The sequence below is a fragment of the Lysinibacillus antri genome, assembly GCF_003977595.1.
Lineage (GTDB): Bacteria > Bacillota > Bacilli > Bacillales_A > Planococcaceae > Ureibacillus > Ureibacillus antri.
This window is the reverse complement of the sequence record NZ_RYYR01000001.1, coordinates 249,549-270,505: the sequence shown is the minus strand read 5'-3', so window position 1 is coordinate 270,505 and position 20,957 is coordinate 249,549. Positions and strand designations below refer to the sequence as shown.

Sequence of the window (20,957 nt, the reverse complement as noted above, 5' to 3'; positions counted from 1 at the left end):
AGTTTTAATGAACAATGGAAACAATTTATCTAGACCATGCAGCGACGTCGCCTATGCATCCAGAAGTAATTCAAGAGATGACTTTAGCTTTCGGCGAAATTTTTGGAAATCCTTCAAGCATCCATACAGTTGGTAGGCAAGCGCGAAAGGTTTTAGATGATGCTCGCACAAAGCTCGCAAATGCAATTGGTGCAAAGGATACCGAAATCATTTTTACGAGCGGTGGGACAGAGGCGGATAATTCAGCAATTTTTGGTGTTGCACAAGCACAAAAATTAAGAGGAAACCATATTATCACAACTCAAATTGAACACCATGCAATTATGAATGCATGTGAAAAGCTTGAAAAAGACGGTTTTGACGTGACTTATCTGCCTGTAGATGAAACAGGACGTCTTTCTATTGAGACTTTTAAAAAGGAATTACGCGACGATACCATTCTTGTAACGATTATGTATGGCAATAATGAAGTCGGAACGATTCAACCGATTGCTGAAATTGGTGAAATTTTAAAAGATCATCAAGCAATTTTTCATACAGATGCAGTACAGGCATTTGGCATTGAAAAACTAAATGTAGATGAGTTGCAAGTAGATTTACTAAGTGTATCAAGTCATAAATTAAACGGTCCAAAAGGAATTGGCTTTTTATATCAAAGAACGGGAACGCCTTTAGTGGCAACATTTTTAGGTGGTTCACAGGAAAAGAAACGAAGAGCTGGTACCGAAAACGTGCCATCTGCAGTTGGCTTTGCACAGGCAGTGACAATTGCTCAAAATGAAATGCTTTCAAAACAAGAATTTTACAAACAGTTCCGCAAGCGCTTTTTAGAAGTTCTTGACGAAGAAACTATTCGCTATCATGTCAATGGCAATGAACAACATGCATTACCCCATGTATTAAATATTAGTTTTAAAGGGATGGATGTAGAGTCTTTCCTTATCAATTTAGATATGGTTGGTGTTTATGCGTCAAGTGGTTCAGCTTGTACGGCAGGTTCCATTGATCCGTCCCACGTATTGGTTGCGATGTTTGGGAAAGAGGCAGATGAACTGCGTAATTCCATTCGTTTTAGCTTTGGATATGGATTAACCGAAGCGCAAGTTGTGGAAGCGGCAAAACGAACTGCAAAAATTGTAAAAAAACTTGTGAATTAAAATAGAAAAGGTGAACGACCATGGTAGAAACAAAAGACCCATCTCAAATTCGTGTTGTTGTTGGAATGAGCGGTGGGGTCGATTCGTCAGTAGCTGCCTATTTATTGAAGCAACAAGGCTATGATGTAATTGGTATTTTTATGAAAAACTGGGATGACACAGATGAAAATGGTGTCTGTACCGCGACGGAAGATTACGATGATGTTATTAAAGTGTGCAATCAAATCGGTATTCCGTATTATGCAGTGAATTTCGAAAAGCAATATTGGGATAAAGTTTTCACATATTTCCTTGAGGAATACAAAGCGGGCCGTACACCAAATCCTGATGTGATGTGTAATAAAGAAATTAAATTTAAAGCTTTCCTAGAACATGCGATGAAATTAGGAGCAGATTATTTAGCAACAGGTCATTATGCACGTGTCGATGAGCGTGATGGAGAAGTGGTCATGCTGCGCGGTATTGATAATAATAAAGATCAAACCTACTTCCTAAATCAACTGTCACAAGAACAATTACAGCATGTGATGTTCCCAATTGGTCATATTGCAAAACCTGAAGTGCGTAAAATTGCAGAGGAAGCTGGATTAGCTACGGCAAAGAAAAAGGACTCTACAGGAATTTGCTTTATTGGGGAACGAAATTTCAAAGAATTTTTAAGCCAATATTTACCTGCCCAACCTGGGAAAATGGAAACGTTTGATGGACAAGTCATGGGTACACACGATGGATTAATGTACTATACGATTGGTCAACGTCACGGTTTAGGTATAGGTGGAGACGGTGAACCTTGGTTTGTATTAGGGAAAGATTTAAAACGCAATGTTCTTTATGTTGGTCAAGGGTTCCATCATGACGCATTGTATTCTACATCTTTAAAAGCCGTAAATATGGGCTTCACGTCAAACAAAACGAAACCAGCGAAATTTAGCTGTACTGCAAAATTCCGTTATCGCCAAGAAGATTCACCAGTAGAAGTTGAATTATTTGAAGACGGAACAGCGCATATTACCTTTGCAGAACCTGTTCGTGCTATTACACCAGGACAAGCAGTTGTTTTATATGATGGCGATGAATGCCTTGGTGGCGGAACGATTGATGAAGTGTTTAAAAATAGTGAAAAATTAACATACGTAGGTTAATCTAGACGGCCAAAAATGGTCGTCTTTATTTAAGAGGTGAAATAAATGAATTACAACGAAATAGGAATTAAAGCATTCCAAGAGAAACGCTATGAAGATGCAGCAAAAGCATTTACAGAGGCAATTGAGAACAATCCAGATGATGCAATAGGCTATGTGAATTTCGGTAATCTACTAGCTGCAATGGATGATATTGAACGAGCGGAACGTTTTTTCCAAAAAGCAATCACAATTGATGTTAATTGCGCAACGGCTTATTATGGATTAGCCAATTTGTATTACGATTCGGAACGTTATATTGAGGCGGCGAAACTATACCAACAATCGATTGACCATGGTATTGAAGGGGCAGATGCCTATTACATGCTAGGTAAATCCTTTGAACGGGATGAAAAACCTAAACTAGCATTACCTTATTTACAACGCGCGGCTGAGCTTGCTCCAGAGGATATTCAAATTCGTCTTTCGTACGGTATTTTACTATGTACATTAGAAATGTTTGACATTGCGAAGCCAGAGCTTGAATCTGTATTGGTCCAAGAGCCTAAAAATGCAGATGCTCATTATAACTTAGGTGTTTTGTATGCTGTCTCTACAGAAGATACAGAAAAAGCTCTACACCATTTAAAAGAAGCTTATACGCTTGAGCCGAATTTTACACAAGCGAAATATATACACGATATGGTAAGCCAACGCTTTAATTAATTTTTTACAAAGTCGACTAATAAAATGGTCGGCTTTTTTTCTGCTCATTTTGCATGAAATGATCAAAGAGAAGAAAAATAACAACATAAAGTAGGTGAACATATGAATGTTGTATGGGGATTAATTGGAATTTTTGTTGTCATTATGATTGCTTTTTTACTTTCTACCAATCGAAAATTGATTAAATGGAGGACCATACTAGCTGGTTTATTAATTCAATTAACATTTGGATTCATCGTATTAAAATGGGAATTTGGACGTGAGGTATTAGCGAATGTTTCCAATGCCGTCCAAAATTTAATTTCCTATGCGAATGAAGGGATTGCATTTTTATTTGGTCCTTTGGCAGATAGTGAAGCAATCGGTGGAATGATTTTTGCTGTGAATGTATTAACGGTTATCATTTTCTTTTCATCGCTTATTTCTGTTTTATACTATTTAGGGCTAATGCAAATCGTTATACGTTTTCTAGGTGGTGGATTATCTAAATTATTAGGAACAAGCCAAGCAGAGTCAGTGAATGCCGCAGCCAATATATTTGTGGGACAAACCGAAGCACCATTAGTAATTCGACCATTTATTGGGAAGATGACGAAATCGGAGTTATTTGCGGTGATGGTGGGTGGTTTAGCTTCTGTGTCGGGTTCTGTTTTAGTCGGCTATTCATTATTAGGCGTACCATTAGAATATTTATTAGCAGCAAGCTTCATGGCAGCGCCTGCAGGATTAGTTATGGCTAAGCTTATATTACCGGAAACGGAAGAAATTGATGAATCTAATTTTACGCTAGAAAGAAGCAATGATTCAGTCAATGTGATTGATGCCGCAGCAAAAGGTGCAGGAGATGGTTTAAGTCTTGCTGTGAACGTTGGGGCCATGTTACTCGCTTTTATTGGATTGATTGCCCTTATTAATGGATTGTTAGGTGGGATTACAGGTATTTTTGGCTTAAAAGGAATTACGTTAGAATTACTTTTAGGCTATGTTTTTTCCCCCATCGCCTTTGCAATCGGAGTTCCTTGGGATGAAGCGGTTAAGGCAGGTTCCTTTATCGGGCAAAAGATCATATTAAATGAGTTTGTCGCCTATTCAAATTTTGGACCAGTAATTTCGGAATTAAAAGAAAAAACGGTCATGGTTGTTAGCTTCGCATTGTGTGGATTTGCGAACTTAAGTTCTATGGCAATTCTAATTGGTGGATTGGGTTCCATGGCACCAAGTAGACGACCGATCATTGCAAAATTAGCAGTAAAAGCGGTTATCGCTGGTACTTTAGCTTCGTTATTAAGTGCTGCAATCGCTGGAATGTTTTTATAAGAAAAGCGGAAGTTTCGAAAGGGGCTAGGGCGCTGAGGCTAGACACTGTTCTAAATCCAAAGTTTTATACTTTCTTATTCTTTAAAAAGAGGCGATCACCAGAAAAAAACGGTGGTCGCCTTCACATTTTTTATTTACAGTAGTTTACTACATCCGTATAATGCAGATTTCCTCCAAAAATGTCTAGAGCGCTGCCAATTGTAACGTGAAGCTTGCCATTGGAAATGTCTTTAAACTTCTGCAAATCTTCTAATGATCGAACACCACCCGCATAAGTTGTTGGGATGGACGTCCAATTTGCTAAATCTCTTACTAATTCTTCTTGCATGCCACTTCTTTTACCTTCTACATCAACCGCATGAATTAATAGTTCATCACAAAATTGCTCGATGTATGAAATTGATTCTTGATTAACTTCAAAATCACTAAATTTCGTCCATTTATCCGTCACAACGAACCATTTACCATCTCGTTTTCTACAGCTTAAATCAATTACGATATGTTCTTTTCCTACAGCTTCAATTAATTGATGTAACCGTTCCATATCGAGCTTTCCGTCATGGAAAATATAAGAGGTTACAATCACATGTGTTGCACCAGCGTCGATGTATTTTTTTGCATTATCTGCTACAATGCCCCCACCAACTTGTAACCCATTTGGATACGTTTTAAGAGCGAGTAATGCAGCCTCTTCATTACCCGAACCAAGCATGATGACGTGGCCTCCTGTTAAGCGATCTTCTTTAAACATGTTTGCATAATAAGAAGAATCTTTTTCAGAAATAAAATTTTCTACTACTTCTTGGTCACTATGTCCAAGTGTACTGCCAACGATTTGTTTGACTTGTCCATCATGTAAATCAATACAAGGTCTAAATTCCACGCTTTTCACAAATCCTTTCTATTCCAACAAACTTAATTATACTTTATTTCAAACTATCCCTATCATATCATCAGGCTAAAGAAAATTCGAGGTGTCATTCGGTAGGATTATGTAAGACAGTCTATGGTACATATGGTAAAATCAATAATACTAGAATGGATGTAAAGGAGTTAAGTGGGATGGCAGAAAACCTTAATTTATTTGAAGTAAATAAGTTATTTATCCTTGGCCGTCCAATTGTATCGATTTTTCATAATGCGACGAATATGTATTCCATTGTTCGAGTGAAAATTCAAGAAACGAACTTACAATATGATGATAAAGAAATTATTGTCGTTGGTTATTTCCCACAATTAAATGAAGAGGAATTATACCGGTTTACGGGGATTTTAAAAACGCATCCAAAATACGGGCAACAATTTCAAGTGGAAACGTTTGTAAAAGAAGTCCCTGCTACAGAACAGGGAATTATTCATTATTTATCGAGCGACCTATTTCCTGGAGTTGGACGGAAAACAGCAGAAATTATTGTTGAAAAGTTAGGAATTGATGCAATCAAAATCATAATGGAAGATCCGTATGCATTGGATGTTGTCCCTCGATTAACAACTGAAAAAAAACAATCGATACGCCAAAATTTAGAGTTAAATCTAGGGCTTGAAAAAGTCATGATTCAGTTAAACGATTGGGGATTCGGCCCCCAGTTAGCAATGAAAATCTATCAAACATATCGTGAAGAAACGATTCAGCTCTTAACGGAAAATCCTTATCGACTAATTGAAGATGTTGAAGGGATTGGTTTTGGAAGAGCAGATGAGCTAGGTAGTCGACTGGGCATGACGGGCGCACATCCAGATCGAATAAAAGCAGCAGTATTACATATTTTAACAAACGCTGCATTATCAGAGGGGCATGTATTTTTAGATGCGGAGCATGTGTTACCATCCGTCAAAGCCATGTTGGAACAAAGCCAACCTATACAAATTCCATATGAAACGATTTCAAAAGCGATCATTGAAATGCGCGAGGAAAGTAAAATTTGTGGAGAAGAAACAAGACTATACTTGCCTTCCTTGTATTTTAGTGAAATTGGCATTGCTTCAAAAATTATCGAATTGCTTCAACATAATGAAAAGCATCAATCGTTTACAAAAGATGAAATCCGTAAAGCGATTGGTGAAGTAGAGGAACGTTTAGAAGTTTCTTATGCAGAAACACAAGTACAAGCCATTGAATGTGCGCTAAATTCGTCGGTTATGATTTTGACAGGGGGCCCTGGTACAGGAAAAACGACGGTTATTCGAGGACTAGTAGAAGTGTATGCAGAGCTTCACGGTTTGTCTTTAAATCCAAAAGAATATGCCGGAAAAGAAGAACCGTTTCCGATTGTCCTTGCTGCACCTACTGGAAGAGCTGCAAAACGTCTAGCAGAATCCACCGATTTACCAGCCATGACAATCCACCGCTTGCTTGGGTTTAATGGGCAAGAAAAGGATGAAGAGACAGAAAGAGAAGTCCAAGGGCGATTAATTATCATTGATGAAATGTCGATGGTGGATACATGGCTAGCTCATCAATTATTGAAAAGTTTAAGTGAGGATGTACAAGTGATTTTTGTAGGGGACCAAGATCAATTGCCACCAGTAGGCCCTGGACAAGTATTAAAGGATTTATTGGCATCGCATCAAGTTCCAACAGTCGAGTTAAAGGATGTATACCGACAAGCTGAAGGATCCACCATCATTGAACTTGCTCACCAAATAAAAAAAGGTGATATTCCACAAACGGTAGCGGAGAAAACATCGGATCGTTCCTTTATTAAAGCAAGTGCAGATCAAGTTGCCAGTGTTGTCACACAAGTTGTAAAAAGTGCCGTTGCAAAAGGCCAATCCATACGGGACATCCAAGTACTTGCCCCAATGTATAAAGGTCCAGCTGGCATCGATCAACTCAATAAACAAATTCAAGAATTAGTCAATCCAAATCCAGATGGCACGCGAAAAGAATTAGTGTTTGGGGACGTCATCTATCGCATTGGTGATAAAGTATTACAACTAGTAAATCAACCTGAAAGCAATATTTTTAATGGCGATATGGGCGAGGTCATTGCCATCATTCGTGCAAAAGAAACGGTAGAAAAGCAAGACTTACTCGTGGTTTCTTACGATGGCAACGAGGTGACCTATCAGCGCGGCGATTTGAATCAAATTACATTGGCTTATTGTTGTTCCATCCATAAATCACAAGGTAGTGAATTCCAAACCGTCATTATGCCAATCGTTCGAAGCTATTCCAAAATGCTGCGTCGGAATTTACTTTATACCGGTATTACACGGGCAAAAAACTTTTTAATTCTTTGTGGTGAGCCCGATACGTTTGCAAACGGATTAGCAAGGACAGATGACTTAGAACGGTTAACAAGTTTAAAGGCGCGGCTAAACCCAATGGATGAAATCGAAAACGTTCCAGTGCAAGAAAAGGAAGTCTCTTCAACAACGGATCATTCGATAGATGACAATCAACAACAACAAACCTTCTATGTGAATGGAAAAGCGCTGGAACCTATTTTAACGGCTGAAACAGCTCCATACGTTCACCCATTAGTTGGTTTAAATGGTCTTTCCCCTTATGATTTTATGGATGAATAACGAGTAGGAACAATGGTTCAAAGCAAAATAATGGGTTTAAATATCAAATGACAAACTTTCCATCAAACAAGCATATAGTATTCCTATGAACATGACGAAAGGTGGAAACGTTGGATTATACAAATGCCCATCACGGATCACATCGTATAAGAGTCATTACGGTTACGGGAAATGGGAAAATTGAAACAAAGCCGGATTATGTAGAACTGCAAATTGAAGTAAGAACCGAGGCGCAAGATGTTACGGAAGCCCAAAGAGAAAATGCTGTTAAAATGAACCGAGTCATCCAAGCTTTATTAGGTTTGAATATTGCCAGAACCGATATTCAAACGGCCTTTTATAACGTCTTTCCACGCTATGATTTTGTGGATGGCAAACAAGTGTTTAGAGGCTATGAAGTAACAAATGCACTGAGTGTGAAAATTCGAAACATTAATGAAGTAGGGACCGTCATTGATACTGCTGTAAAAAATGGAGCAAACCAAATTTCACAGTTATCCTTTAAATTAGAAAATGAAGATAATTACTATAAGGGAGCCCTTCAACTTGCCCTTCAAAATGCTAACGAAAAGGCACAAGCATTAGCAGTATCGTTACGCTTGTCTCATTTACCGCAACCAATCGAAATCGTGGAGGAGACAGGTGGAGGTCCAATTCTTTATAAAACCGTAGCCATGACAGGTGAATCCTTTACTACACCAGTTGAACAGGGAATGATTACAGTGGATGCGTCGCTTCGAGTAAAATATCAATTTTAAATTCGTTTTGAATAAAACGACTGAATGAGGAAGTGAGATTCTGTGGCAAAATACGAACAAAAAACAAAAGAAACCGATGCCAGTGTGATTGAATTTATCGAATCAGTCGACAGTCTGAAAAAAAGAGAAGATGCCTATAAGCTCTTACAAATTTTTGAGGAAACATCCGGGTATGAAGCAAAAATGTGGGGTCCTAGTATTATTGGATTTGGTTCTTATCATTACAAATATGCGACTGGACATGAAGGGGATGCACCTTTAGTTGGATTCTCACCGCGAAAAGCGAAAATTAGTTTGTATTTTGCAACAGGTGATACTGAACGAGAGAAGTTATTGGAGAGCTTTGGAAAACATACAGCGGGTAAAGCGTGTGTCTATATCAATAAATTGGCGGATGTCGATGAAGATATTTTAAAAGAATTAATTACGCAATCCATTACATTCCTTCAAAAAATGTACCCTTAAAGTGAAACTTCAATTAGTGGGGGTTTTTCTCAGCCCACTGATTGTTAGTTGAACCAATCGGGCTTTTACGGGCAGTTGATCTCCCACCTATCCTTATTGCTTTATTTAAGTCTTGAGGTGAGAGTCTTACTGCCCGTTAATGCGGGATAAAAATTAATTTTGGAAATGAAACTTTTTTACAAACGTGTACGTAAATAGACCATACTAAAAATTAGCAAGGAGAGCTAAATATGTCATTTTTTAATAAAATGTTAGCAAGTATTGGGATCGGTGCAGCAAAAGTTGATACAAAATTAGAGAAATCCAGTTACACAGCAGGAGAACAAATCCGCGGGGAAGTTGAAATTTACGGTGGCAATGTTGAGCAACAAATTGATGCCATTTATTTAACATTGTACACAACGTACATTAAAGAAATCGATGACAATAAAATTACAGCAAAAGCACCGATTGAAAAGTATAAAGTTAGCGAACCGTTTACGATTGGTGTCAATGAAACAAAAATTATTCCATTTTCCTTTACGATCCCTGTTGAGGTGCCAATTACAGTGGGAAGAACGCAAGTATGGGTTGCAACAGAGTTAGATATCCGTAGTGGTGTTGACTCACAGGATAAAGACTATATCGAAATTCGTCCATCGAAAATTGCTGCAAAAATCTTTGATGAAATTTCAGCACTCGGTTTTAGATTACGACAAGCAGAATGCGAGCAAGCATCCTATAAATATCGCCGTAACTATCCATTCATTCAAGAGTTTGAATTTGTTCCAGTGGGTGGCGCATTTAGAGGGCGTCTCGATGAACTAGAAATTATGTTTATGTCCCAATCTGAATCATCTGCTGAAATCATCATGCAAATCGATCGAAAAGCGCGCGGCTTCGGTGGCTTTTTAGCAGAAGCGCTTGATGCAGACGAAACCCATGTACGCATGACCATCACTCAACAAGATCTACATAACTTAGGGGAGACGTTGAGACAGACGATTGCGAGATATTCGTAATGACAAAAGCTCAAGGAACTTATGTTTCTTGGGTTTTTATTTTTTGCCTAGTTACAAGTTATTAAAGTTTACTTAATGAAAAAAATATGTGAAAGTGTATAGTAGTTATTGGAGGTATCCTTTCATGAACAATCAACACTGGCTTTCGCAAAATTATTTTATCTTTTTCTTCACTTGGGGCGTCTACTTACAATATTGGCCTGGCTGGTTAAGTGAGGCAAAGGGGTTAACGGTTTCAGAAGTCGGCTTCATCATGGGATTTGGCCTTGTGGCGCGTGCTATTTCTACGATGTTTGCGTTTCCCTTTGCAACCAAATTTATGAGTGAAAAGAAACTCATTTTAGGATTAGTTATTAGTTCACTTATTGTAACCATTCTCTATTTACCAGCAAACTCGTTCGAATCGTTATTTGTGATGACATTCCTTTTCAGCTTTATTTATCCTTCTCTTTTACCTGCCATTGAAAATAGTGCAACAACACTGATGCAACACAGCACGATTAATTATGGGAAAAGCCGATCATATGGCTCGATTGGTTTTGTCATTGCTGTTTTAATTATTAGTTTCATCATTGGTTCAGTAGGGGAAAAAGCGATTTTATGGTGTATGATTGGCTTCTTGTTCATTATGCTATTGATGCAAACAAGACCCGCACCAAATGTGTTATTAGTAAAGCCAACAACTGAGGATCGCGGCAAATCGTCTTCTATGCGAGGCTTGTTTAAAATAAAAGGTTTTCCAATTATTTTACTTATTGTCATCCTGCTACAAGGCTCTCTCGCATCGTATTACAACTATAGTTATATTTATTTGCAATATTTAAATGTAAACACGAATTATATTGGAATCATATTAAACATTGCGGTTTTATCTGAAATCATTTATTTAATGAAGGCAGATGCATTGTCTCATTGGAAAACGTCAACATTGCTATTAGTAGCTGGTATTGGCTCTACTTTACGATGGATTATCATTTTTTCGTTTCCAAATATATGGGCTTTTATTCTATCCCAAACGTTGCATTCCGTATCATTTGCAATGGCACATTTTGCTTTTATCCAATACATTTCAAAAACATTACCTAGGCAGCAATTGTCGAATGCGCAAGGTGTTTATTCAGCATTAGGAATGAGTTTAAGTGCGGCCCTTTTGACATTGTTTGGCGGATATTTATACGAAATCTCACCTGGTTTATCGTTTTTAGGAATGATTGTATTTACGATTCCAGCCATTTTCATCGTGATCGCTACAAGAAAAAAATATCAATATTAAAAGAAGTCGCTTCAATTAAGAGGCGACTTCATCTTTTTTATTTTTACGTTGTACATAAACTTTAACAGTTAATCCAATGGAAATAATGACGGTTACAACAATTGCTTCAAATGTATACATGGCCGTTTTTGTTTGGAAAAAATGAGCGACATATTCATCCTTTACGATCATTTTTGCTGCAGTCCAAGCAAGAATAGCGGCGCCCATCACAATGATAAATGGATACTTCTCCATTAAACGTGTTACCATCGTACTGCCCCAAATCACAATGGGAATGGAAATGATTAAACCAATTGCCACTAGTAACATATTTCCGTTCGCTGCACCTGCCACAGCAATAATATTATCCATGCCCATTAGGATATCTGCTAAAAGAATGGTCCCAATTGCTCCCCAAAAAGTTCTTTTACCTGGGTGAACATCTAGCTCCTCTTCTGTAAGCAATAATTTATAAGAAATATAGATTAACAATATTCCCCCAACTAGAAGTAAACCGTTAATTTCAAGTAATTTTACGGCTACTAACGTTAGTATGATTCGTACACCAATTGCTCCGATTGCTCCTAAAACAATAATCCTTTTTTGATGATGATGTGGTAAGTTTTTAGCTACTAGTCCAATTAATAATGCATTATCTCCTGCTAACACTAAATCTATAAATATAATTGATAGTAAAGCAGTGAGGAATTCGATAGAGAGAACATCCATTTATATCACTCCAATCAATAATTAAATGCTATGAGATTGACACAGTATATGTTGACTAAATATTTTCTAGAAGCTAGTAAACTTAAGAATTATTGAAACTCCTAGGGAATTATGATAGTTTGTTAATAATTTCAAGTAGGGTGGTGGAGTGAGAAATGATAAGAAAATTGACTTCGAATGACCATAAAAATGTAATGGCCTTAGTGAATAAAAAGCCGGCTGAAAATCTATTTATTATTGGAGATATTGAGGCTTATGGCTATGAAACTGAATTTCAATCCGTATGGGGGGAATTTAACGATTCAGGGGAGCTAGTAGCAATTCTATTACAATATGAAACAAATTATATTCCATATGCAGAAAGTAAGTTTGACGCAAAAGCTTTCGCAAAAATCATAAATAGTGATCCACGTATGCGCGAATTATCGGGACTAAAGGAAGTTGTGTTACAAATCAAGCCGCTCATTCAAAGAAAACTTCGTAGCGAAAATTCCTTCTATTATGCAAAGTGTCAGCAATTACAAATCACGAAAAGTGATAAAGAGCTTGAACACGTTCAAAAGCTAACAATTGATGAAGTGGAAGAAAACGTTCAACTATTAAAGAGTGTCCCTGAATTTAAAACGGCAACGATTACAGTAGAATCTAAAAAACGAGCACTTGAAGATAAAACAGGTCGGATATACTACATTCGAGTTGATGGTGTCATGGCGACCACTGCCTCAACCACTGCTGAAAATAGTAGTTCTGCCATGGTCATAGCTGTTGCGACAAAAGAAGAATATAAACGAAAAGGCTTAGCTACAGATTGTATGCTAAAGCTTTGTAAAGATTTATTAGCAGAAGGGAAAGAGCTCTGTCTGTTTTATGATAATCCAGAGGCTGGAAAAATTTATAAACGTCTCGGTTTTGAAGATATAGGCTTTTGGAATATGTATCGTTATGAGTCAATTGAAATATAGATATAATTGACATGGTAGACTCATTCTCATATAATTTACAACAGAATAGATGAAAACAATGATGGAACAAGTAAGTTTGAACTTACGAAAAAGAAAGAGATTCCTTAGGCTGAAAGAATCTTACGTACAGTTTTTACCGAATGCTACTCCAGAGTGCAGCTAATCCCTGCCGTTCACTTACGTTACAGTGCTTGAGATATAAGTGCGCTTTTGTTTACTTATAAATTAGGGTGGTACCGCGAGATTATAGTCTTCGTCCCTTTATGGGATGAGGGCTTTTTTATGTTACTTGGCGGATTTAGCTAGCATTTTGGCGGAATACAAAAGAAAGTTGGCGGAATTTTACTCAAAATTGGCGGGAATTTCCTCGATTTTGGCGGAATTCATTCAACATCAACAAGGCATAAACCATCATCAAACAAAATTTAGGAGGAATATTATAATGAAGGCATCAGAAATACGCCAAAAGTATTTAGAATTCTTTATTGAAAAAGGGCATGCCCAAGAACCATCAGCACCACTAGTACCAATTAATGACGCGTCTCTACTTTGGATTAACTCAGGTGTAGCGACGTTAAAAAAATATTTTGACGGACGTGTCATTCCAGATAACCCACGTATTACAAATGCACAAAAATCAATTCGTACGAACGATATTGAAAACGTAGGAAAAACAGCTCGTCACCATACATTCTTTGAAATGTTAGGAAATTTCTCGATTGGGGACTACTTCAAAAAAGAAGCAATTCACTATGCGTGGGAATTTTTAACGGATAAAAAATGGATGGGCTTTGATCCAGAACTTTTATCCATTACAATTCATCCAGAAGATCAAGAAGCGTACGATGTGTGGAAAAATGAAATTGGTATTCCAGAAGATCGTCTAGTACGTATTGAAGGAAACTTCTGGGATATTGGAGAAGGTCCATCTGGTCCAAACTCAGAAATTTTCTATGATCGTGGTCCAGAATACGGAAATGACGAAAATGATCCAGAATTATATCCAGGTGGGGAAAACGAACGTTATCTTGAAGTGTGGAACTTAGTATTTTCACAATTTAACCATAACCCAGACGGAACGTACACGCCACTACCAAAACAAAATATCGATACTGGGATGGGTCTTGAACGTATGGCGTCTGTTGTACAAAATGTGCCAACAAACTTCGATACAGATTTATTCATGCCAATCATCGAGAAAATCGAACAATTTGCAAGTCGCAAATATATGCGCCCTGGCGAAATTGATTTAAAAGAAATTTTCGGTAGTGAAGAAGATGTTAATACACCATTTAAAGTTGTGGCAGACCATATTCGTACAGTGGCATTTGCGATTGGTGATGGTGCTCTTCCTTCAAACGAAGGTCGTGGCTATGTATTACGTCGTTTACTTCGCCGCGCAGTACGTTATGCAAAACAGATTGGTATTGAAAAACCATTTATGTTTGAATTAGTACCAACTGTTGGTGAAATTATGCAAGACTTCTATCCAGAGGTAAAAGAAAAAACAGAATTCATTCAACGTGTGATTAAAAACGAAGAAAATCGCTTCCATGAAACATTAGATGGTGGTTTAGCAATTCTTTCTGATGTAATCGAAAAAGAAAAGGCTGCTGGTTTAAATGTCATTCCAGGAGCAGATGCTTTCCGTTTATATGACACATATGGTTTCCCTGTAGAGCTAACAGAAGAATATGCACAAGAAGCTGGTATGACGGTAGATCTTGAAGGCTTTGAAGTGGCAATGGAACAACAACGTGAACGTGCTCGTAATGCTCGTGCAGATGTTGATTCAATGCAAGTACAATCCGAAGTGTTAGCAAACATTACAGTAGAATCAAATTTCGTAGGATACGATACATTACAAAGTGAAACAAAAGTAGTCGCTTTAGTTGTGAATGGTCAAAATGCACAAGTAGCATCTGAAGGAGAAGAAGTACTTGTCATTTTAGCTGAAACGCCTTTCTACGCTGAAATGGGTGGACAAGTTGCAGACCATGGAACATTAGAAAATGATACATGTAAAGCATTTGTTAAAGATGTTCAAAAAGCACCAAATGGCCAAACTCTTCACACGGTCGTTATTGAATCAGGTGAGTTGCATTTAGATGATTATGTTACGGCAACAGTTGACCGCAACGAGCGAAATCTAATTGTGAAAAACCATACGGCGACGCACATTATGCAACGTGCATTAAAAGATGTGTTAGGGGACCATGTAAATCAAGCAGGATCTTATGTAGGTCCAGATCGTTTACGTTTTGACTTTTCTCACTTTGGTCCAGCTACAAAAGAGGAATTGGAGAAAATTGAACGTATTGTAAACGAAAAAATTTGGGATGATATAGAAGTAGTCATTGAAGAAATGCCAATCGCACAAGCAAAAGCAATGGGCGCAATGGCATTATTTGGTGAAAAATACGGCGATGTAGTACGTGTTGTTCAAGTAAGCGATTATTCTGTTGAGCTTTGTGGTGGTATTCACGTAGGAAGCACTTCTGAAATCGGGCTATTTAAAATTGTTTCAGAGGGTGGAATTGGCGCAGGTACACGACGTATTGAAGCAGTGACAGGTAAAGCAGCTTATGAAGCAGTGAAAGAAGAACAACGCGTATTAGAGGAAAGTGCGGCTCTTCTTAAATCGAACCCGAAAGATTTAGTAGCTCGCGTAGAAAATTTACAGCATGAATTAAAAGAACAACAACGTGAAAACGATTCATTATCTCAAAAAATTGCCAATGCACAAGCTGGTCAAGTATTAGATGCAGCACAAAAAATCGGGGATGTAACAGTTCTATCTACTCGAGTTGACGCAAAGGATAATAATCAACTACGTCAAATGATGGATGATTTAAAAGAAAAACTAGGATCAGCTGTCATTGTTCTTGGTGCAACAGATGGCGATAAAGTAATGCTTTGTGCAGGTGTGACGAAAGATTTAGTGGGTGGAAACTTCCATGCAGGTAACATCGTAAAAACAGTGGCAGAAGCATGCGGTGGTAAAGGTGGCGGTCGTCCAGATATGGCGATGGCTGGTGCAAAAGATGCATCAAAACTTGAAGAAGCGCTTAATTCTGTGTATGATTACGTTAAATCATTTTAAATAATTGGTTATATTTACTATTGATTATTTGATTGAATTATTTTATCGGTTATAATAAAGAAAATGGAGATGAATGTATGTCTCATCTCCTTATATCTGAAAGCGAGGTGCTGGTCTTGAGTTCGTTTGATAAAACAATGAAATTTAGTTTTCCAGAAGAATCAATGGAACAAGAAGTAAAGCAAGTGATGTTGAAGGTGTACTCTTCACTAGAAGAGAAAGGCTATAACCCTACAAACCAAATTGTAGGTTATCTTTTATCTGGTGATCCGGCATACATCCCTCGCCATCAGGATGCAAGGAACTTAATACGTAAGCTCGAACGTGATGAAATTCTCGAGGAACTCGTAAAATTTTATATTAGGAAGAATAATGAGGCATAATATCAATATGAGAGTAATGGGTCTAGACGTTGGATCAAAAACAGTCGGTGTTGCGATAAGTGATGCATTAGGCTGGACTGCGCAAGGTATTGAAACGGTTCAAATTAATGAAGAAGCAGGCGATTTTGGTATTGAACGTATTAAAAAGCTTGTTTCGGAATACGGTGTTACCGAATTTGTCGTAGGATATCCGAAAAACATGAATAATACAGTTGGACCACGTGGTGAAGCTTCTGAGAATTATAAAAAATTATTGGAAGAAACCTTTCATTTCCCGGTTAAACTATGGGATGAACGTTTAACAACGATGGCTGCAGAACGCATGTTAATCGAAGCGGACGTAAGCCGTAAAAAACGCAAGAAAGTCATTGATAAAATGGCAGCGGTAATGATCCTTCAAGGATATTTAGATAGCAAAGGTTCCGTCTAAAATTTGTTTTAGACGGAACCTTTGCGACGAGGATGGTCACATCTTGATTGACCACCGCAGAAGCAAGAATAAGCGAATTAGGTAAAAACGCCAATCAGTGCGTAAATTAAACAAAGAGGTGACCAATAATGGTACATGAACACGATCACGAACAAGAAGCAAGACATATTACAATTGTAGATGAAAATGGAAATGAACAACTTTGCGAAGTTATTCATACGTTTGACTCTGAAGAATTCGGAAAATCTTATGTACTATATTCATTAGTAGGTGCAGAAGAAGACGATGAAGGACAAATCGAAATCTTTGCTTCTTCATTTACACCTTCTGAAAACGGTGAAGATGGCGAGCTAGAGCCAATCGAATCAGAAGAAGAATGGGATCTAATTGAAGACGTGTTAAATGCACTTGAAGACGAATTAGACGACGAAGAAGAATAAAAATTAATAAGAAAGGGGACGTTCGAAAAGTTTTTTGGACGTCCCCTTTGCGACGAGGATAGTGACAATTTATTGATACTACCGCAGGAGCAAAGCTTTTAAGGGATATTTTATTATTAGAAGTGTAGGTAGATGTCCAGAAAGTGTAGTGCTTTCTGGACATCCCCATTTAACTTTTTGGAGGTGTTTTTGTGGACGAGCAATATTTTAATGTGACTTTAGAGGACGGTTCAGAACAAAAGTGTAGGGTGATACTAACATTTGATTCTAACGATCACTCTTATGTACTATACACATTAGTTGACGAAAACGGTCATGAGAGTGAAGAGGTCTCAGCACTACGATTTGAACTAGGTGACAATGGTGAAATGACAAATTTCACTTCATTAGAAACCGAAGAAGAGTGGGACATGGTAGACGAAGTACTGAACACATTAGTCGCAGAATTTGGTGATGGTGATGAAGATTATTTTACGATCTCTACGGAAGAAGATGAAGAGGTCCTTTGTGAAATCATTCATCGATTTGAGTTAGCAGACTTTAATAAATCCTACATCCTTTATGCCTATGCCGATCAGGAAGAGATCAATGAAATATTTGCTTCTGCTTATACTCCAGGTGAGCAAGGGGAAGTGGTTGAGCTATTACCAATCGAGACAGATCAAGAGTGGGAATTCGTTGAAAAAGAGCTAGCTTCTATTAATAACCAGCAATCATAATGGGAAATTGCTATGTCAACTTGGCATAGCTTTTTTTGTTGGTTAACATGAAAAAAATAATGTTTTTTGTGTAAGAAACTACTCGTAGCAAAGGGGTTGTCAAACGTAATAAATTCACCCTTTAGTATCAAAATGAATAATAATTTTTTTGTGTTTCAAATTTGTTGATAGTAATAGAAAACTACAAAAAGGGATCTAATATTAAACTACGTAGCGCTTAGGAAGTTAACTTAATTCAGAAAACGCGGCCTACGATTGTAAGCCGCGAACTAAATCACGAAAGGATTAGTTAGAGTTAATGGATGTGGGTGGACCTTACACAAAGCACTAAGACAAGTCGTAAAGACATGTACAACATGGCTTTGCGGCTTGTGTGCCAAGTCCGCCCACTAAGCAATACTTTATTAAAAATTACATTAGTATTTTTAATGTTAGCTCGTTTTTTGGAAGACTTATTTAGTTGCGCCTGTCGCAAGCTTTCGGCGCAGATATAAGACATCTCTAACCCGTGAGAGATGTCACCTTTGTTGCTCCTGCGCTGCAAGCATGCTCGTCGCAGACATCCCACATCTCTAACCCGCGAGAGATGTGGGATGTTGTCACCATTTGTGTTTTCTTGTATCATATTAGGAGATATAAGGGGGTACGTCAGTGGATAATGAATCTAAGAAACAAGAGATGATAGAGAAAATGAAACAACGTAAAAAAGAAGGCAAAGTGGTACGTCGCATTGTTGGGGTTGTGACACTTGTCGTTTTATTGCTTGTTGGAATTGTAGGGGTAAGCGGTTACTTTTATGTGAAGTCTGCATTACAACCAATTGATCCAGAATCTACTACTGAAATTCCTGTTGAGATTCCAATGGGTTCTGGTATTAGTTCTATTTCAACAATTCTAGAAGAGCAGGGTGTAATCAAAAATGCACGTATTTTTAAATATTATACGAAGTTCAAAAATGAATCGAGCTTCCAGGCAGGGAATTACACAATGTCTCAAGCAATGACATTTGATGAAATTATTGAAAGTTTAAAGACCGGAAAAGTTTATCGAGAACCAATATTTACGGTAACTGTTCCTGAAGGATTAACGTTAGTTCAAATTTCTGAAATCATCGGGAAAAATACAGAATTTACTGCTGAGCAGTTTATGGAAAAAATTGTGGATCCGCAATTTATTGATAAGATGGTAGGTGAATTCCCGGATTTATTTACAGACGAGATTAAGGATGGCAGCATTCGTTATGCGCTTGAAGGCTATTTGTTCCCTGCAACGTATCCATTCTATGAAAAAAATCCTTCATTAGAAGAGATTATTACAACGATGATTGCACAGACGAACACAATGGTTGTGGAATATAAACCATTACTCGAAGAAAAACAAATGACTGTGCATGATTTATTAACTTTTGCGTCACTATTAGAAGAAGAAGCCACAGCGCAAACAGATCGGGAAACGATTGCGAGTGTATTTTATAACCGTTTAGAAATTGATATGCCACTTCAAACCGATCCAACTGTCTTATACGCACTTGGGTCTCATAAAGATCGAGTTTTATATGAGGATCTAGAAGTAGACAACCCTTATAACACATACGTGATACAAGGACTACCGCCAGGACCAATCGCGAATGCGGGTAAAATATCAATTGATGCAGCCCTAAGCCCGACAGATACGGAATATTTATATTTCTTAGCAGATGCTGAAGGAAACAATCACTTTGCCAAAACATACGATGAACATTTACAAAATATAGATAAATTTTTACGTTAATCGTTGAAAATAGAGTAGAGTGATATGCGGATTATTTGTTATTTTTTCAGTTGAAAGTATGGTTTTTATTATTTTTCACTGAATTACGAATAAAGATAGTTCGCTTTCCTTCTATTTTCATGATATTATAAGTTGTGATTTTTTTGTCATATAGTATTTAATTTTTTGTGCCAACTATTTTGTTTGGTCTTTTTTCTTTTCTAGAAGAATAAGAAAGTATAAAATTTCGGACTTAGAACAGTGTCTAGCTTCAGCGCCCTAGCCCCTCGGAAACTTCAACTTCCTCCTACGCATGCAAGCATGCTTGTCGAAAGTCTCCGAAGTACAAGGATGTACGAGTGCCGACAATGCCATACGATGTGGCGTTTTTGTCGGCCAGTTTCTTTCGGGGTTGAGCGAGGGCGCTTGCGCTTTTCTTAACTTGTTTGCACAATAAGCGTAAAAGGGGTTCACCAAATGGAATTTTCAGATGTTTATATAGAATCCTTGGTTCAACCGCGCGATGAACTATTAATGGAAATGGAAACTTATGCGAAGGAAAACCATGTTCCGATTATGCAATTGCCTGCCATTGACGCATTGAATCAATTACTTCGCATTCAAAAACCTTCTAGTATATTAGAAATAGGAACAGCAATCGGTTATTCTGCATTACGTATGTCCCTAGCTCTGCCGAATTGTAAAATTGTTACAATTGAACGCGATCTAGAACGAGTAGAGATGGCAAAACACTTTCTATCGCGTTCACAAGCGGGCAACCGCATTACTGTTATTGAGGGGGACGCGTTAGAGGTAGATGTGGAAAAGATTCAGTCTACTTTTGATGCGATTTTTATTGATGCGGCGAAAGGACAATACCAACGATTTTTTGAAAAGTATTCGCCACTTGTCCCTTCTGGTGGCATTTTGTATATCGATAATATGTACATGCATGGATTATCAGATTTAGATATTAAAGAAGTTCCTCGTAGAAAAAGAACGATGATTCGGAATTTAAAAAATTTCACGGATTGGATTATGAATCATCCAGACTATGATAGTACATTTTTTCCGATCGGTGATGGATTGTTAATATGTTTGAAGAGGTGACGAA

19 protein-coding genes are annotated in these 20,957 nt (G+C 37.6%); 17 read left to right on the top strand and 2 right to left on the bottom strand.

Translation table 11 applies throughout. The features are described from left to right. Positions 1-14: 14 nt before the first annotated feature. The 4 genes from EK386_RS01410 to EK386_RS01395 all read left to right on the top strand — a co-directional run bounded on the left by EK386_RS01410 (position 15) and on the right by EK386_RS01395 (position 4,321). Positions 15-1,157: a cysteine desulfurase family protein gene (locus EK386_RS01410; protein ID WP_126657218.1), complete on the top strand. Its 1,143-nt coding sequence runs from the start codon at positions 15-17 to the stop codon at positions 1,155-1,157. A 20-nt stretch (positions 1,158-1,177) separates the two neighbouring features. Further along, the gene (mnmA, locus tag EK386_RS01405) at positions 1,178-2,299 is read left to right on the top strand and encodes a tRNA 2-thiouridine(34) synthase MnmA (protein ID WP_126657217.1); all 1,122 of its coding nucleotides are present in this window, start codon (positions 1,178-1,180) and stop codon (positions 2,297-2,299) included. A 45-nt stretch (positions 2,300-2,344) separates the two neighbouring features. After that, positions 2,345-3,004 carry a tetratricopeptide repeat protein gene (locus EK386_RS01400; protein ID WP_126657216.1) on the top strand — a complete coding sequence of 220 codons (660 nt, stop codon included), beginning with the start codon at positions 2,345-2,347 and terminating at the stop codon, positions 3,002-3,004. Positions 3,005-3,106: 102 nt separating this feature from the next. Continuing rightward, on the top strand, positions 3,107-4,321 hold the full coding sequence (locus tag EK386_RS01395) for a NupC/NupG family nucleoside CNT transporter (protein WP_126657215.1): 1,215 nt from the start codon (positions 3,107-3,109) through the stop codon (positions 4,319-4,321). A gap of 130 nt (positions 4,322-4,451) precedes the next feature. Here EK386_RS01395 and hisA read toward each other — a convergent pair whose 3' ends face one another. Then, positions 4,452-5,204, bottom strand: coding sequence for a phosphoribosylformimino-5-aminoimidazole carboxamide ribotide isomerase (gene hisA / locus EK386_RS01390; RefSeq protein ID WP_126657214.1), 753 nt, complete (start codon positions 5,202-5,204; stop codon positions 4,452-4,454). Positions 5,205-5,383: 179 nt separating this feature from the next. On the opposite strand from hisA, the gene recD2 reads away from it, so the two are divergent. The 5 genes from recD2 to EK386_RS01365 all read left to right on the top strand — a co-directional run bounded on the left by recD2 (position 5,384) and on the right by EK386_RS01365 (position 11,349). Beyond that, positions 5,384-7,852, top strand: a complete 2,469-nt coding sequence (recD2, locus tag EK386_RS01385) for an SF1B family DNA helicase RecD2 (RefSeq protein WP_126657213.1) — start codon at positions 5,384-5,386, stop codon at positions 7,850-7,852. 110 nt (positions 7,853-7,962) lie between these two features. Continuing rightward, positions 7,963-8,610, top strand: coding sequence for an SIMPL domain-containing protein (locus tag EK386_RS01380; protein ID WP_126657212.1), 648 nt, complete (start codon positions 7,963-7,965; stop codon positions 8,608-8,610). Between the two features lie 42 nt (positions 8,611-8,652). After that, positions 8,653-9,075, top strand: a complete 423-nt coding sequence (locus EK386_RS01375) for a DUF1801 domain-containing protein (protein WP_126657211.1) — start codon at positions 8,653-8,655, stop codon at positions 9,073-9,075. Between the two features lie 230 nt (positions 9,076-9,305). After that, positions 9,306-10,076 carry a sporulation protein gene (locus EK386_RS01370; protein WP_126657210.1) on the top strand — a complete coding sequence of 257 codons (771 nt, stop codon included), beginning with the start codon at positions 9,306-9,308 and terminating at the stop codon, positions 10,074-10,076. A gap of 124 nt (positions 10,077-10,200) precedes the next feature. Then, positions 10,201-11,349, top strand: coding sequence for an MFS transporter (locus EK386_RS01365; protein ID WP_126657209.1), 1,149 nt, complete (start codon positions 10,201-10,203; stop codon positions 11,347-11,349). A gap of 15 nt (positions 11,350-11,364) precedes the next feature. On the opposite strand, the gene EK386_RS01360 is transcribed toward EK386_RS01365, so the two are convergent. Beyond that, positions 11,365-12,057: a TerC family protein gene (locus EK386_RS01360; protein WP_126657208.1), complete on the bottom strand. Its 693-nt coding sequence runs from the start codon at positions 12,055-12,057 to the stop codon at positions 11,365-11,367. A gap of 155 nt (positions 12,058-12,212) precedes the next feature. Here EK386_RS01360 and EK386_RS01355 point away from each other — a divergent pair, with 155 nt between their 5' ends. The 8 genes from EK386_RS01355 to EK386_RS01320 all read left to right on the top strand — a co-directional run bounded on the left by EK386_RS01355 (position 12,213) and on the right by EK386_RS01320 (position 20,953). Further along, entirely contained in the window at positions 12,213-13,019 is an 807-nt protein-coding gene (locus tag EK386_RS01355) for a GNAT family N-acetyltransferase (protein WP_126657207.1), read from the top strand. A gap of 442 nt (positions 13,020-13,461) precedes the next feature. Next, the gene (gene alaS, locus EK386_RS01350) at positions 13,462-16,122 is read left to right on the top strand and encodes an alanine--tRNA ligase (RefSeq protein ID WP_126657206.1); all 2,661 of its coding nucleotides are present in this window, start codon (positions 13,462-13,464) and stop codon (positions 16,120-16,122) included. Positions 16,123-16,238: 116 nt separating this feature from the next. Beyond that, on the top strand, positions 16,239-16,505 hold the full coding sequence (locus tag EK386_RS01345) for an IreB family regulatory phosphoprotein (RefSeq protein WP_036176121.1): 267 nt from the start codon (positions 16,239-16,241) through the stop codon (positions 16,503-16,505). A 7-nt stretch (positions 16,506-16,512) separates the two neighbouring features. After that, positions 16,513-16,935 (top strand): Holliday junction resolvase RuvX, encoded by a 423-nt coding sequence (ruvX, locus tag EK386_RS01340; protein ID WP_126657276.1) that lies wholly within the window; start codon positions 16,513-16,515, stop codon positions 16,933-16,935. Positions 16,936-17,063: 128 nt separating this feature from the next. Further along, positions 17,064-17,375, top strand: coding sequence for a DUF1292 domain-containing protein (locus EK386_RS01335; RefSeq protein WP_126657205.1), 312 nt, complete (start codon positions 17,064-17,066; stop codon positions 17,373-17,375). Between the two features lie 191 nt (positions 17,376-17,566). Then, positions 17,567-18,094 carry a DUF1292 domain-containing protein gene (locus EK386_RS01330; RefSeq protein WP_126657204.1) on the top strand — a complete coding sequence of 176 codons (528 nt, stop codon included), beginning with the start codon at positions 17,567-17,569 and terminating at the stop codon, positions 18,092-18,094. Between the two features lie 651 nt (positions 18,095-18,745). After that, positions 18,746-19,864: an endolytic transglycosylase MltG gene (mltG, locus tag EK386_RS01325; RefSeq protein ID WP_126657203.1), complete on the top strand. Its 1,119-nt coding sequence runs from the start codon at positions 18,746-18,748 to the stop codon at positions 19,862-19,864. Positions 19,865-20,320: 456 nt separating this feature from the next. After that, entirely contained in the window at positions 20,321-20,953 is a 633-nt protein-coding gene (locus EK386_RS01320; RefSeq protein ID WP_126657202.1) for an O-methyltransferase, read from the top strand. Positions 20,954-20,957: the final 4 nt, after the last annotated feature.